Raw genomic sequence first — 12,945 nt, forward strand, 5'->3', positions numbered from 1 at the left:
TCCGTGACCACCCTGACCGAGGTACGGACGGAGAAGTCCGTGGCGACGCCCGCGCCGCCGCCCGCCCGTGCACGTCTGAGCCGGTGGGGTGCCTGGGCGTCGGTCGCCTGGTTCCTCGTACCGGCCCTGGTCCTCTTCCTCGTCTTCGTCCTCGCCCCGATCGTCGTCGCCGTCTGGACCGGCTTCTTCAAATGGGGCGGCATCGGCCCCATGGACGACTTCGTCGGCTTCGGGAACTACACCAGGCTCTTCGACGACGAGGTCTTCCTCGGCGACCTGGGGCGCGGGGTGTACCTGATCCTCATGTCGGTCCTGGTGCAGCTGCCGTTCGCCCTGTTCACCGCGGTCCTGCTCAACCAGAGGCTCCGCGGCCGGGCCGTCTACCGGATGCTGTTCTTCGCGCCGTACATCCTCTCCGAGGTCGTCACGGCGGTCCTCTTCACGATGATCTTCCTGCCCGGCGCCGGCATGGCCGACCACATCGCCGGCTTCTTCGGCCTCGACGGACTCCAGGGCAAGTGGCTCGCCGATCCCTCGACGGTCGTCCCGACCCTGTTCGTCGTCATGATCTGGAAGTACTTCGGCTTCCACATGATGCTGTTCCTCGCCGGGCTGCAGAGCATCCCGTCCGAGATCCTCGAAGCCGCCTCCATCGACGGAGCCGGCGCCTGGCAGCGCTTCCGGCACATCACGCTGCCGCTGCTCGGGCCGACGATCCGGATCAGCGTCTTCCTGTCGATCATCGGGTCCATCCAGCTCTTCGACCTCGTCTGGGTCATGACGGCCGGCGGGCCCAACCACTCCTCCGAGACGATGGCCATCGCGATGTTCCAGTTCGGGTTCAAGCGGTACCAGGTCGGCTACGCCAGCGCGATCAGCGTGGTGCTGTTCATGATCAGCCTCGTCTTCTCCCTCTTCTACCAGCGGTACGTGCTCCGCCGTGACCTGAGCGGCGCCGTCACCACGGGAGGTGACCGATGAACGCCCGTCGGACGGTACGCGGACTCTCGCTGCACGCCGTGGTCTGGCTGATCGCCGCGTTCGTCGCCGTACCGCTGCTCTACGCGGTCATATCCGGTTTCAAGAGCACTGCGGAACTGACGAACAATCCGTTCGGGCTGCCGGATCAGTGGAAAATCTCCAACTACACCGGAATTCTCGGCGACGGCATGTTCTGGCGGCAGATCGCCAACAGCGCGGGCATCGCGATCGGAACGACGGTCTGCACCGTGGCGGCCTCCGCGATGGCGGCTTTCGTCCTGGCCCGATACGCCTTCCGTGGGAGGGAATTGTTCTACACGCTCTTCACCATCGGGCTGATGTTCCCGTTCGCCGTGGCCGTCCTGCCGCTCTTCCTCATGCTGCGCACCTTCGGACTGCTCGACAATCCGCTCGGAGTGATCCTCCCGCAGGCGGCTTTCGGGCTCCCCATGACGATCGTGATCCTGCGCGGCTTCTTCCGGACCATCCCGGCGGAGATAGAGGAGGCCGCCACCATGGACGGCTGCGGCAAGTTCCGCTTCTTCTGGCAGATCCTGCTGCCGATGGCCCGTCCGGCACTCGGCACGGTCTCCGTCCTCGCGGTCGTCGCGAGCTGGAACAACTTCTTCCTGCCGCTGCTCGTGTTCAACGACCCGAAATGGCAGACGATCCCGGTCGGCGTCCAGCAGTTCCAGGGCCAGTACTCGACCGACTACGCGCTCGTCCTCGCGTACATCGTGCTCGCCATGGTCCCCGCCCTCGCCTTCTACGCCGTCGCCGAGCGCCAGCTGATCGGCGGCCTCACCGCGGGCGCCACCAAGGGCTGACCCGCACGCGCCACCCAGAGCCGACCCCTCCCGTGTGACCACCCACCCCGAGGAGAGCCTGTGAAACGCCTGGCCACCCTGACGGCCGTCATCATGTTAGCGCTCACATCACAAGCGGCGGCCGACCCCGCCTCCGCGCAGCCGCCCGCCGAACGTGTGCGCGCCGGCATCGATTTCGGCGCCGGACTCCAGCCCATCGACGGATTCGGCTTCTCCATGGCCTTCCAGCGGGCCGACCTGCTGCACGGCGCGCGCGGCCTCAGCCCCGCCAAGCAGCGCGAGGTGCTCGACCTGCTGCTCAGCAAGGAGAAGGGCGCCGGCCTGTCGATCCTGCGTCTGGGCATCGGGTCGTCCACCGACCGGGTCTACGACCACATGCCGACGATCCTGCCGACCGATCCCGGCGGACCGGACGCCACACCGAAGTACGTCTGGGACGGCTGGGACGGCGGCCAGGTCTGGCTCGCCAAGGAGGCCAAGGCGTACGGCGTGAAACGGTTCTACGCCGACGCCTGGAGCGCCCCGGCCTTCATGAAGACCAACGGCAGCGAGAACGACGGCGGCGAGCTGAAGCCCGCATGGCGTAAGGCCTACGCGAACTACCTCGTCCAGTACGCGAAGTTCTACCAGCGCGAAGGCATCGGAATCACCGACCTGGGGTTCACCAACGAACCCGACTGGACGGCGACCTACGCCTCCATGCGCTTCACCCCGCAGCAGGCCGTCGACTTCCTCAAGGTGCTCGGGCCGACCGTCCGCGCGTCCGGCCTGAAGACGGACCTGGTCTGCTGCGACGTCGCCGGCTGGGACCGGCAGGTCGCCTACACCGAGGCCATCGAGGCGGACCCCGTCGCCGACAAGGCCGTGCGCACCATCACCGGCCACCGCTACAGCGGCCCGACCGCGGTCCCGCAGCCCACCGACCAGCACGTGTGGATGTCGGAGTGGTCGCCCGACGGCACGACCTGGAACGAGAACTGGGACGACGGAAGCGGCTACGACGGCCTCGCCGTCGCGGCCGACATCCAGAACACCCTGACCGTCGGCAACGCCAGCGCCTACGTCTACTGGACCGGCGCCTCCCTCGGCGCGACCCGGGGGCTCATCCAGCTCGCCAACCCCGGTGACGACTACCGGGTGTCCAAGCGGTACTGGGCCCTGGCCGCCTTCAGTCGCTTCATCCGCCCCGGCGCCGTCCGAGTCCCGGTCACGCACGCCGACCCGGCACTCCAGGTCACGGCCTTCCGGAACAAGGACGGACACCGCGTCATCGAGATCCTCAACACCGCCACCACCGAGAAGTCCGCCGACTTCGCTCTCCGCGGCGGGCACGACCGGCACCCCGAGGCCTACGTCACCGACGAGACCCGCTCGATCACCCCGGCCGACGTCGCCTCCACGCACGGCACGACCCTCACGGCCACGCTCGCCCCGCGCGCGCTGACCACCATCGTCCTCGACTGACCCCCGTACCCGAGGAGTCATCCATGCCCGTGTCACGGCATCTCATCGCCCTGTCCGCCGCCGTCTGCCTCGCGGCCGGCCTCGCCGCCACGCCCGCGAGCGCCGAGCCCCGCCCCAGAACGCTCGCCGAGCTGGCCGCGAAGCACCACAAGTACTTCGGCTCCGCCACCGACAACCCCGAGTTCACCGACGCCGCCTACCTCAAGGTCCTCGGCAGCGAGTTCGGGCAGACCACCCCCGGCAACGCCATGAAGTGGGAGACCACCGAACCCCGGCGCGGCGTCTTCGACTTCACCGCCGCCGAACAGGTCATGTCCTTCGCCAAGGACCACCACCAGAAGGTCCGCGGCCACACCCTCGTCTGGCACAGCCAGCTCCCCGCCTGGCTCACCGAGCGCAACTGGACCGCCGACGAACTGCGCGGCGTCCTCAAGAACCACATCCAGACGGAGGTCCGGCACTTCAAGGGCAGAGTGATCCACTGGGACGTCGTCAACGAGGCCTTCAACGAGGACGGCACCTACCGCGAGTCGCTCTTCTACAAGACCCTCGGCCCCGGCTACATCGCCGACGCCCTGCGCTGGGCCCACGAGGCCGACCCGCACGCCAAGCTGTACCTCAACGACTACAACGTCGACGGAATCAACGCCAAGAGCGACGCCTACTACCGGCTCATCAAGCAGCTGAAGGCCGACGGCGTCCCGGTCGAGGGCTTCGGCCTCCAGGGCCACCTGGCCCTCCAGTACGGCTTCCCCGCCGGCGTCCAGGAGAACATCCAGCGCTTCGCCGACCTCGGGGTCGACGTCGCGGTCACCGAGCTCGACATCCGGATGCAGCTCCCGGCGACCCCGGACAAGCTCGCCACCCAGGCCACCTGGTACGCCGACTACGTCAAGGCCTGTCTGGCGGTGAGGAAGTGCGTCGGCGTCACCATCTGGGACTACACGGACAAGTACTCGTGGATCCCCGGTGTCTTCCCCGAGGAGGGCGCCGCACTGCCCTACGACGAGAACCTCAAGCCCAAGCCCGCGTACCAGGCCATCAGGAAGGTGCTGGGCGGATGATCAGGACGGCGATCGTCGGAACGGGCGGGATCGCCGGCATCTGCCACGTCCCCGCCCTCCGGGCCCAGGCCCACCGGGCCGAGATCGTGGCGGCCGTCGACGTGGACGCCGCGCGCGCCGAGGCGTTCGCGGCCGAGCACGGCATTCCCGCGGTCCACACCGATCTGCGCACGATGCTGAAGGAGGAGCGCCCGGACGTCGTCCACCTGTGCACGCCGCCGTTCCTGCACGCCGAACAGGCCGTGGCCTGCCTGGAGGCCGGGGCGTGGGTGTGGTGCGAGAAGCCCGTGGCCCTGTCGCTGGCAGAGCTCGACCGGATCCAGGCCGCCGAGGGGACCGCCGCCGCGGGCGCGGTGTTCCAGCACCGGTACGGCTCGGGCGCCCGGTACCTGCGTGACCTCATCGCCGCCGGAACCCTGGGACGTCCGCTCGTCGCGCAGTGCGTCACGGCCTGGTACCGCGACGCCGCCTACTACGACGTGCCCTGGCGCGGCACCTGGGAGAGCGAGGGCGGCGGCCCGACGATGGGCCACGGCATCCATCAGATGGACCTGATGCTGTACGTGCTCGGTGATTGGGCCGAGGTACGCGCGATGGCCGGCCGCCTGGACCGCGACGTCCAGACCGAGGACGTGTCCACGGCCCTGGTCCGCTTCGAGAACGGAGCCATCGCGACGGTCGTCAACAGCGTGCTCTCCCCACGTGAGGAGAGCTACCTGCGCTTCGACCTCACCGACGCCACGGTCGAACTGCGCCACCTGTACGGCTACTCCAACGCGGACTGGACGTTCACCGCCGGGGCGTCCGGCGCGAAGTGGGATCCGCCGGACGACCTGCCCAGCTCGCACACCGCTCAGCTCGCGGCCTTCCTGGACGACTACGAGACGGGGACCCGGCCCGACCTCGGCAGGCCCACGATGGAACTGGTCACCGCCCTGTACAAGGCCGCGATCACCGGCATGCCGGTCCGGCGCGGCGAGATCGACGCGGCCGACCCCTTCTACGGCTCGCTGCACGGGGGACGCCCGGAGGTGTTCCGATGACCTTCGAACTCCTCGAGAACGACGACGCGTTGACGGTCCGGGCCCGCGGCGTCGACCTCTTCCGCTATGTGCACCGCCCGGTCATGGACCCCTTCGAGGCGCCGAAGCCCTATCTGCATCCGGTGCGCACGCTCGCCGGTGACGTGGTCACCGGATACCGGCCGCACGACCACCGCTGGCACAAGGGCATCCAGTTCACGGCGTCCTGGCTGTCGGGGCAGAACTTCTGGGGCGGCGGCACCTACCTGCGCGGCCAGGGCTACGTCGACCTGCCGAACCTCGGCACGATGCGCAGCCTCGCCCTGTCCGCCGAGACGGACCACGACCGCGCCCTCATCACCGAGGACCTCGCCTGGCACACGATGGCGGGGGAACACTGGATCGACGAGCACCGCACGCTGACCGCACGCGACGTCGAGGCCGACTCCTGGACCCTGGAGGTCACCACCACGCTCACCAACGTCCGCGACACCGCCCTGACCTTCGGCAGCCCCGGCACACAGGGCCGAGAACTCGCCGGATACTCCGGTCTCTTCTGGCGCGGCCCGCGCGAGTTCACCGGCGGCCACGTGATCGGCCCCGCGATGGGCGAGAAGGGCGACTGGCTGGCCTTCGTCGGCACCCACGACGAGGTCGACCGCTCCTCCACGCTCCTGTTCCTGGACGATCCGGAAGCCCCCTGCCGCTGGTTCGTCCGCAGCGAGCCCATCCCCGCCGTCAACCCCTCCCTGGCGTTCGACGAGGAACTGCCGCTGGCCCCGGGCGACACCCTGGCCCGCCGCCATCGGATCGTCGTGGCCGACGGCGCGTGGACCCCCGAGCGCCTCTCCCGTCACGTCGCGGACCATCCGTGGTGACCCCGCTCCCCGGCGGCGTGGGGATCTCCGGGCTGACCGTGTACGACTGGGAGGCCGCCGACGGGCTGTGCGGCGGCACCCCCCACATGCACCTCGTCTGCTCCGAGGCCTACGTCGTCATCGGCGGCGAGGGCAGCGTCCAGACCCTCACCACCTCCGGCTTCGCCGACACCCCGCTGCGCCCCGGCGACGTCGTCTGGTTCACCCCGGGAACGATCCACCGCCTCGTCAACGCCGGCGGCCTGCGCCTCGTGGTCCTCATGCAGAACAGCGGGCTCCCCGAGGCGGGCGACGCCGTCTTCACCTTCCCCGCGCCCGTGCTCGCCGATCCCGACGCCTACCAGGCGGCTGCCGTCCTCACCGAGGACCACGCCGCGGCGGCGCGCCGCCGTCGCGACCTGGCTCTGGAGGGCTTCCTGGCCCTCCGCGCAGGCGGGCTGCGGGAGTTCCACGCCGCGGCCCACCGCCTGAAGAGCGAGCTCCTCGACGCCTGGCGCATCCGCTGGCGCGACGGCCCGCTGGCGGCGGCCCTCACGACCGGCCGCCAACTGGACGCGCTCAAGTCCGGAGATCTCTCCCACCTCGATCACGGCGAAGTGTCCCGCCTCGAACGCCCCGAGGACCCGCTCTTCGGCATGTGCGGCCTCCTCCACCCCTATCCCGTCACCGCCCTTGCGACGCGGCCGCCACGCGCAGCGTCGGGGTCCCCCCACCTCAGCCCCCCGAAGGAGCGCTCCTCATGAGATTTCGCCATCCGCCCCTGGTCCTGGGGCTCGTCCTCGCGGTCCTGTCGTCCCTGCTGCTCGGGGCCACCCTGCTCGGCGCCCCGCCCGCCGCCGCGGCGACCGTCGACACCAACGCCTCGTACGTACTGGTCAACCGCAACAGCGGCAAGGCCCTGGATGTCTACAACCTGGCGACGAGTGACGGCGCTCGCATCACCCAGTGGACCAGGAACGACCAGAACCAGCAGCAGTGGCAGTTCGTCGACTCCGGCGGCGGCTACTACCGTGTCAAGTCCCGCCACTCCGGCAAGGTCCTGGACGTCCAGAACGGTTCCACCGCCAACGGCGCCCCGATCGTCCAGTGGACCGACCTGAACGCCACCGACCAGCAGTGGCGGCTCGCGGACAGCCCGGACGGCTACGTGAGGCTCATCGCACGCCACAGCGGCAAGGCCCTCGAAGTGCAGGGCGCTTCCACCGCCGACGGCGCGAACATCGTCCAGTACGACGACTGGGGCGGCGCCAACCAGCAGTGGCGGCTCGTCAAGGTCGCCGGCGGAGACTCCGGCACCTGCGCCCTCCCCTCGGCGTACCGCTGGTCGTCGACGGGCGCGCTGGCGCAGCCGAAGGCGGGCTGGGCCTCACTCAAGGACTTCACCGTCGCCCCCTACAACGGCAAGCAGCTCGTCTACGCGACCACGCACGGCGCCGCCGGAACGGGGGTGGGCTGGGGGTCGATGAACTTCAGCCCGTTCACCGACTGGTCGGACATGGCCTCGGCGAGCCAGAACACGATGGCGAACAGCGCCGTCGCGCCCACGCTCTTCTACTTCGCGCCGAAGAACATCTGGGTGCTCACCTACCAGTGGGGCAGGACCGCCTTCTCCTACCGGACGTCCACCGACCCCACCAACCCGAACGGCTGGTCGGCGGAGCAGGAGCTCTTCTCCGGAAGCATCGCCGACTCGGGTACGGGCCCCATCGACCAGACGCTCATCGGCGACGGCACGAACATGTACCTGTTCTTCGCCGGCGACAACGGCAAGATCTACCGGGCGAGCATGCCGATCGGGAACTTCCCGGGGAGCTTCGGCTCGTCGTACACGACGGTCATGAGCGACACGACGAACAACCTGTTCGAGGCCCCGCAGGTCTACAAGCTCAAGGGCCAGGACCGCTACCTGATGATCGTCGAGGCGATCGGCTCGCAGGGCCGCTACTTCCGCTCGTTCACGGCCACCAGCCTGAACGGCACCTGGACGCCCCAGGCCGCGACCGAGAGCAACCCCTTCGCCGGCAAGGCCAACAGCGGCGCCGGCTGGACCAACGACATCAGCCACGGCGAACTGATCCGCACCGGCGCCGACCAGACCTTCACCGTCGACCCCTGCAACCTGCGGTTCCTCTACCAGGGGCGCGATCCCAACTCCGGCGGCGACTACGGCCAGTGGCCCTACCGGCCGGGGCTGCTGACACTGCAGCGCTGACACGCCGAAACTCGTCGGCCGTGCCCACCCGGACATCGCCGACGCCTGTGCGGCCTGGCACGATGCCTCCGAGCGCCTCGGTCACGTCGGGGCGGCGCGGCGACCGGTCCCCGGCGCCCGCCGCCCCGACGTGGCCGGCACGCCCCGCGAGAACCCCGCACCGAGAGGACCCCCGGTCATGACCGAGCCCGCCGCCACCCCCGTAGTCCAGCGCGTCGACGCCCGACACCGCTACACCATCGAGGTCGACGGCAAGCCCGCCGGCTTCACCGCCTACCGGGACCGTGAGGACCGCCGCGTCTTCTTCCACACCGAGATCGACGACGCGTTCGCGGGACAGGGCCTCGCCGCGATCCTGGTCCGCGAGGCCCTCGACGACGTCCGCGCCGCCGGCAAGCGCATCGTGCCCGTGTGCCCGTACGTGGCGAAGTTCCTGAAGAAGCACGAGGAGTACGCCGACATCACGGACCCCGTGACCCCGGACACGCTGACCTGGCTGGACGCCCAGCTCAAGCACTGAGCGTCCCCGCTCCCCGGCCCGCGCGGTGACTACGGCCGCCGGGCCGGCGGCTTGGCATCGCCCTCGTCCTCGCCCGCCACCGCGCTCGCGGCCGGCTCCGGAGCCCTGGGCGAGGGCGACGGCGACGCGCTCGGCCCGGTCGGGGGCCGCCGGCCCGGCGTCGTGTCCTGCGGGAACGTGAGCTGCCTGCCCATCCACTCCATCGCGGGCTCGATCTCCCGCAGCCACGTCGTGAAGTGATGGCTGCCGCGCGGCAGGATGATCCGCGCCGAGGTCATCGGCGGGCGCACCGCGTCGAGGAACCGCATCGTGTCCGGGTAGTCCTTCTCGCCCTCACGGCTGCTCGCCACGAGCACCGAGACACGGGGGACCGGCAGGTGCCCGAGCCGCCAGATCAGATCGTGGCTCTGCCGCCGCTGCCGGGCGCGCGGCCCGCTGCCGAACAGCGAACCCGTCGTGAGGTCGTCCTTGATCGCGTAGTCGGCGGACAGCGCGGCGGCCGACGTGTACGTCCGCGGATTGCGCAGCGTCAGCTGGAGCGCGCAGGACCCGCCCGACGAATAGCCGAGAGCGCCCCACGCGCTCGCGTCGTGCCCGATCCGGTACGCCGACTTCAGCGCCTCGGGCAGATCCCTGGTGAAGAACGTCTCCGCCTTCGGGCCGCCCGGCACGTCCACGCACTCGGTGTCGCGCGGCGGCGCGATCGTCGGCCGCACCATCACCACGATCGTCGGCTGCATCCGGCCCGCACCCTGCAACCGGGCGGCCGTCTGCGGCACCTGGAGGAACTGGGCCAGGTTCATGATGCCGCCCGGGTAGCCGCTGATCGCCACGATCACCGGGAACCGCTGGCGGTGGAACTGCCGCTGGAAGTACTGCGGCGGCAGATACACGAACGCCGGGTTGAGGGCGTGCGAGCGCCGCCCCACGATCCGCACCGACTCGACCTTGCCCGCCCGCTCCGGCGGCCCGACCGGCAGGCCCTTCACCCGGTCCAGGCCCTGCGGCCCCGCCGGCTGCACCAGGGCGCCCTGCGCCACCGCGACCCCGGAACCGCCCGCGCCCGCGATCTGCGCGGGCGCCGTCGGCACGTCACCGAGCAGCTCGTCCCAGCTGCCGTAGAACTCGAAGTCCGCGTTCACCATGACCGCGCACGCCGTCAGGATCGCCGTCTGCGTCACGCCGATGGCGGCCAGCCGGCCGAGCACGGACCGGGTGCCGCGCCGCGCGAGGCGTGGCCACCCCCACACCGTCAGCCCCACGCACACGACCGCGAGCAGCACCGTCACGCACTCCAGCGCCCGACTCGTCAGGCCCATCTCCGCTCCACCTCTCGCCGGGGACAGGGCGACTCCCGCCCGGGGCAGCTTCCGTCGGAAAAGAGGCCAGGAGCGGGAGGCGGGTTGGGGCAAACGGGTGTTTTTGCACTTCCCTTTCCCCGCTCTTACGTGCCGGCGGGGTCGCGCCCTACGTGGCCGGTGCCCCCGGAGCGGGCGCCGCGCCACCCACCCGGCGCGTCAGCTCCCGCGCCGTGTGCGCCACGTGCCCCGCGATCCGGCGCCGCTCCGTCTCGTCGACCGCCTCGTCCGGGAAGGTCACCGAGACCCCGGCGATCGGATGCGCGTGGTGGTCCAGGACGGGCGCCGCGACCGAGGACAGACCGGGCGTCACCTCGCCCTCCTCCGTCGCGTAGCCGCGCCGCCGCGCCTGGGCCAGCAGGGCCCGCAGCGCGGTCAGCGTCGCCGGACCCGCGCCGTGCCGCTGCACGAACGCCGAACGGTCGGGGAACAGGGCCCGCACCTGAGCGGGCGGCAGCAGGGCGAGCACGGCCCGGCCGCTCGCGGTCAGCGTCGCGGGCAGGCGCACCCCGACCTCGGAGACCAGGGGCGGACGGCCCGGGGCGCGCTCCTCGATGACGTAGATGACCTCGCGGCCGTGCAGCACCGCCAGGTTCGCGTTGTGCCCCGTGCGGTCCACGAGCGAGGCGAGCGGAGCCCGCGCGAGCCGTTGGAACGGGGCCTGGCGCTCGTACCCGGAGGCGAGCTCGAAGGCGCTGACCCCGAGCCCGTAGCGCCGCTCCTCCGGCAGATGCACCACGAAACCGTCCGCGGCCAGGGTGTCCAGGAGGTGGTACGTCGTCGAGCGCGGCAGCCCCACGTCGCGGCTGATGGAGGCCGCGGGCACGGGCGCGGCCTGGCGGGCCAGATAGCGCAGAACGGCCAGGACCTGCGCCGCGGCAGGGACGATGCTCATGCGCCGAGACTAGACCAGGCATCGCTCAAACCAAGTGTCTGGGATTCCAGACCAAGAGTCTTGGATCCCAGACACAAGACGTCTGCCAGGACTCGCGAGCGGCGTCTGCCTGCGGCTTCATAGGTACATGACCGTTGTTGTTGGTGTCGGTGCCCTCTCCGCCGACGAAGTTGTGTCCGTTGCCCGTCACAGTGCCCAGGTGTCGCTCTCGCCCGAGGCCCTCAAGGAGATCGCTCGCAGTCGCGAGGTCATCAAGGCCCTCGCCACCGACGTCAAGCCCCACTACGGCGTCTCCACCGGCTTCGGCGCCCTGGCCACCCGCCACATCCCCAACGAGCTGCGCACGCAGCTCCAGCGCAGCCTCGTGCGCTCGCACGCCGCCGGCTCCGGCCCCGAGGTCGAGCGCGAGGTCGTCCGCGCCCTCATGCTGCTGCGCCTGTCCACCCTCGCCACCGGCCGCACCGGCGTCCGCACCGAGACCGCCGAGGCCTACGCCGCCCTCCTGAACGCCGGCATCACCCCGGTCGTCCACGAGTACGGCTCGCTCGGCTGCTCCGGCGACCTGGCCCCCCTCGCGCACTGCGCGCTCGCCGTCATGGGCGAGGGCGTCGTCCGCACCGCCGACGGTGAGAAGAAGCCCGCCGCCGAAGCCCTCGCCGCCGCCGGCATCACGCCGGTCGTCCTCGAGGAGAAGGAGGGCCTCGCCCTCATCAACGGCACCGACGGCATGCTCGGCATGCTCGTCCTCGCCGCCCACGACCTGCGCAAGCTGCTGCGCACGGCCGACATCGCCGCCGCCATGAGCGTCGAGGGCCAGCTCGGCACCGACGCCGTGTTCGCCGCCGACCTGCAGGCCATGCGCCCGCACCCCGGCCAGGGCGACAGCGCCGGTAACCTGCGCTCGCTCCTCGCCGACTCCGCGATCATCGCCAGCCACGCCGGCCCGGACTGCACCTACGTCCAGGACGCCTACTCGCTGCGCTGCACCCCGCAGGTCCACGGCACCGCCCGTGACACCCTGACCCACGCCGAGCTCGTCGCCTCCCGCGAGCTCGCCAGCGCCGTCGACAACCCGGTCGTCACCCTCGACGGCCGCGTCGAGTCCAACGGCAACTTCCACGGCGCCCCCGTCGCCGCGGTGCTCGACTTCCTCGCCATCACCGTCGCGGACGTCGCCTCGATCTCCGAGCGCCGCACCGACCGCTTCCTCGACCCGGCCCGCAACCGCGGTCTGAACGCCTTCCTGGCCGACGACCCGGGCGTGGACTCCGGCCACATGATCGCCCAGTACACGCAGGCCGCGATCGTCTCCGAGCTCAAGCGCCTGGCCGCCCCGGCCTCCGTGGACTCGATCCCCTCCAGCGCCATGCAGGAGGACCACGTCTCCATGGGCTGGTCGGCCGCCCGCAAGCTGCGCCGCGCCATCGACGGCCTGAACCGCGTCCTGGCCGTCGAGCTCTACACCGCCGCCCGCGCCCTGGACCTGCGCGCCCCGCTGACCCCCGCCCCGGCCACCGCGGCCGTGCGCGACGGTCTGCGCGCCACCGTCGAGGGCCCCGGCACCGACCGCTGGCTCGCCCCGGAGATCGAGGAGGCCGTCCAGTACGTCGCCTCCGGCCGCGCCCTGGCCGCCGCCGAGTCCGTCACCGGCTCGCTCGTCTGATCCAGGCGCACACCGTGCCCCACACCTCCCGGGTCCGGCGGGACCCGGGAGGTGTGCCAGG

12 protein-coding genes are annotated in these 12,945 nt (G+C 71.0%); 10 read left to right on the forward strand and 2 right to left on the reverse strand.

Annotation, left to right across the window (positions count from 1 at the left end; translation table 11 throughout):
- The first annotated feature begins 3 nt into the window (after nt 1–3).
- The 9 genes from ACZ4E1_RS04940 (at nt 4) to ACZ4E1_RS04980 (ending at nt 8,968) form a co-directional block, all read left to right on the forward strand.
- Nucleotides 4–981 carry a carbohydrate ABC transporter permease gene (locus tag ACZ4E1_RS04940; RefSeq protein ID WP_467535903.1) on the forward strand — a complete coding sequence of 326 codons (978 nt, stop codon included), beginning with the start codon at nt 4–6 and terminating at the stop codon, nt 979–981.
- Nucleotides 978–1,808 (forward strand): carbohydrate ABC transporter permease, encoded by an 831-nt coding sequence (locus ACZ4E1_RS04945; protein ID WP_467535906.1) that lies wholly within the window; start codon nt 978–980, stop codon nt 1,806–1,808. Before ACZ4E1_RS04940 ends, ACZ4E1_RS04945 begins: the two co-directional genes overlap by 4 nt.
- A gap of 60 nt (nt 1,809–1,868) precedes the next feature.
- A complete protein-coding gene (locus tag ACZ4E1_RS04950; RefSeq protein ID WP_467535908.1) occupies nt 1,869–3,272 on the forward strand; it encodes a glycoside hydrolase family 30 protein in 1,404 nt (467 codons plus the stop codon).
- A 23-nt stretch (nt 3,273–3,295) separates the two neighbouring features.
- Entirely contained in the window at nt 3,296–4,336 is a 1,041-nt protein-coding gene (locus tag ACZ4E1_RS04955) for an endo-1,4-beta-xylanase (protein WP_467535910.1), read from the forward strand.
- A complete protein-coding gene (locus tag ACZ4E1_RS04960; protein ID WP_467535912.1) occupies nt 4,333–5,379 on the forward strand; it encodes a Gfo/Idh/MocA family protein in 1,047 nt (348 codons plus the stop codon). Before ACZ4E1_RS04955 ends, ACZ4E1_RS04960 begins: the two co-directional genes overlap by 4 nt.
- Nucleotides 5,376–6,236: a DUF6807 domain-containing protein gene (locus ACZ4E1_RS04965; RefSeq protein WP_467535914.1), complete on the forward strand. Its 861-nt coding sequence runs from the start codon at nt 5,376–5,378 to the stop codon at nt 6,234–6,236. The genes ACZ4E1_RS04960 and ACZ4E1_RS04965 overlap by 4 nt, the downstream gene beginning before the upstream one ends.
- A complete protein-coding gene (locus ACZ4E1_RS04970) occupies nt 6,233–6,979 on the forward strand; it encodes a cupin domain-containing protein (protein WP_467536651.1) in 747 nt (248 codons plus the stop codon). The genes ACZ4E1_RS04965 and ACZ4E1_RS04970 overlap by 4 nt, the downstream gene beginning before the upstream one ends.
- Nucleotides 6,976–8,448 carry a non-reducing end alpha-L-arabinofuranosidase family hydrolase gene (locus tag ACZ4E1_RS04975; RefSeq protein WP_467535916.1) on the forward strand — a complete coding sequence of 491 codons (1,473 nt, stop codon included), beginning with the start codon at nt 6,976–6,978 and terminating at the stop codon, nt 8,446–8,448. Before ACZ4E1_RS04970 ends, ACZ4E1_RS04975 begins: the two co-directional genes overlap by 4 nt.
- A gap of 178 nt (nt 8,449–8,626) precedes the next feature.
- On the forward strand, nt 8,627–8,968 hold the full coding sequence (locus tag ACZ4E1_RS04980; protein WP_467535918.1) for a GNAT family N-acetyltransferase: 342 nt from the start codon (nt 8,627–8,629) through the stop codon (nt 8,966–8,968).
- Between the two features lie 29 nt (nt 8,969–8,997).
- On the opposite strand, the gene ACZ4E1_RS04985 is transcribed toward ACZ4E1_RS04980, so the two are convergent.
- Together ACZ4E1_RS04985 and ACZ4E1_RS04990 are read right to left on the reverse strand one after the other, a co-directional pair.
- On the reverse strand, nt 8,998–10,287 hold the full coding sequence (locus tag ACZ4E1_RS04985) for an alpha/beta hydrolase (RefSeq protein WP_467535919.1): 1,290 nt from the start codon (nt 10,285–10,287) through the stop codon (nt 8,998–9,000).
- A 148-nt stretch (nt 10,288–10,435) separates the two neighbouring features.
- Nucleotides 10,436–11,221: an IclR family transcriptional regulator gene (locus ACZ4E1_RS04990; protein WP_467535921.1), complete on the reverse strand. Its 786-nt coding sequence runs from the start codon at nt 11,219–11,221 to the stop codon at nt 10,436–10,438.
- Nucleotides 11,222–11,348: 127 nt separating this feature from the next.
- On the opposite strand from ACZ4E1_RS04990, the gene hutH reads away from it, so the two are divergent.
- A complete protein-coding gene (gene hutH, locus ACZ4E1_RS04995; RefSeq protein ID WP_399124910.1) occupies nt 11,349–12,884 on the forward strand; it encodes a histidine ammonia-lyase in 1,536 nt (511 codons plus the stop codon).
- Nucleotides 12,885–12,945 lie beyond the last annotated feature (61 nt).

The sequence above is a fragment of the Streptomyces sp. NPDC025806 genome, from assembly GCF_055558275.1.

Bases quoted from the DNA above. Each gene is read 5' to 3' on its own strand.
- ACZ4E1_RS04990 (WP_467535921.1), bottom strand. From the start codon at position 11,221: ATGAGCATCGTCCCTGCCGCGGCGCAGGTCCTGGCCGTTCTGCGCTAT.
- ACZ4E1_RS04945 (WP_467535906.1), top strand. From the start codon at position 978: ATGAACGCCCGTCGGACGGTACGCGGACTCTCGCTGCACGCCGTGGTC.
- hutH (WP_399124910.1), top strand. From the start codon at position 11,349: ATGACCGTTGTTGTTGGTGTCGGTGCCCTCTCCGCCGACGAAGTTGTG.
- ACZ4E1_RS04985 (WP_467535919.1), bottom strand. From the start codon at position 10,287: ATGGGCCTGACGAGTCGGGCGCTGGAGTGCGTGACGGTGCTGCTCGCG.
- ACZ4E1_RS04980 (WP_467535918.1), top strand. From the start codon at position 8,627: ATGACCGAGCCCGCCGCCACCCCCGTAGTCCAGCGCGTCGACGCCCGA.
- ACZ4E1_RS04965 (WP_467535914.1), top strand. From the start codon at position 5,376: ATGACCTTCGAACTCCTCGAGAACGACGACGCGTTGACGGTCCGGGCC.
- ACZ4E1_RS04975 (WP_467535916.1), top strand. From the start codon at position 6,976: ATGAGATTTCGCCATCCGCCCCTGGTCCTGGGGCTCGTCCTCGCGGTC.
- ACZ4E1_RS04955 (WP_467535910.1), top strand. From the start codon at position 3,296: ATGCCCGTGTCACGGCATCTCATCGCCCTGTCCGCCGCCGTCTGCCTC.
- ACZ4E1_RS04960 (WP_467535912.1), top strand. From the start codon at position 4,333: ATGATCAGGACGGCGATCGTCGGAACGGGCGGGATCGCCGGCATCTGC.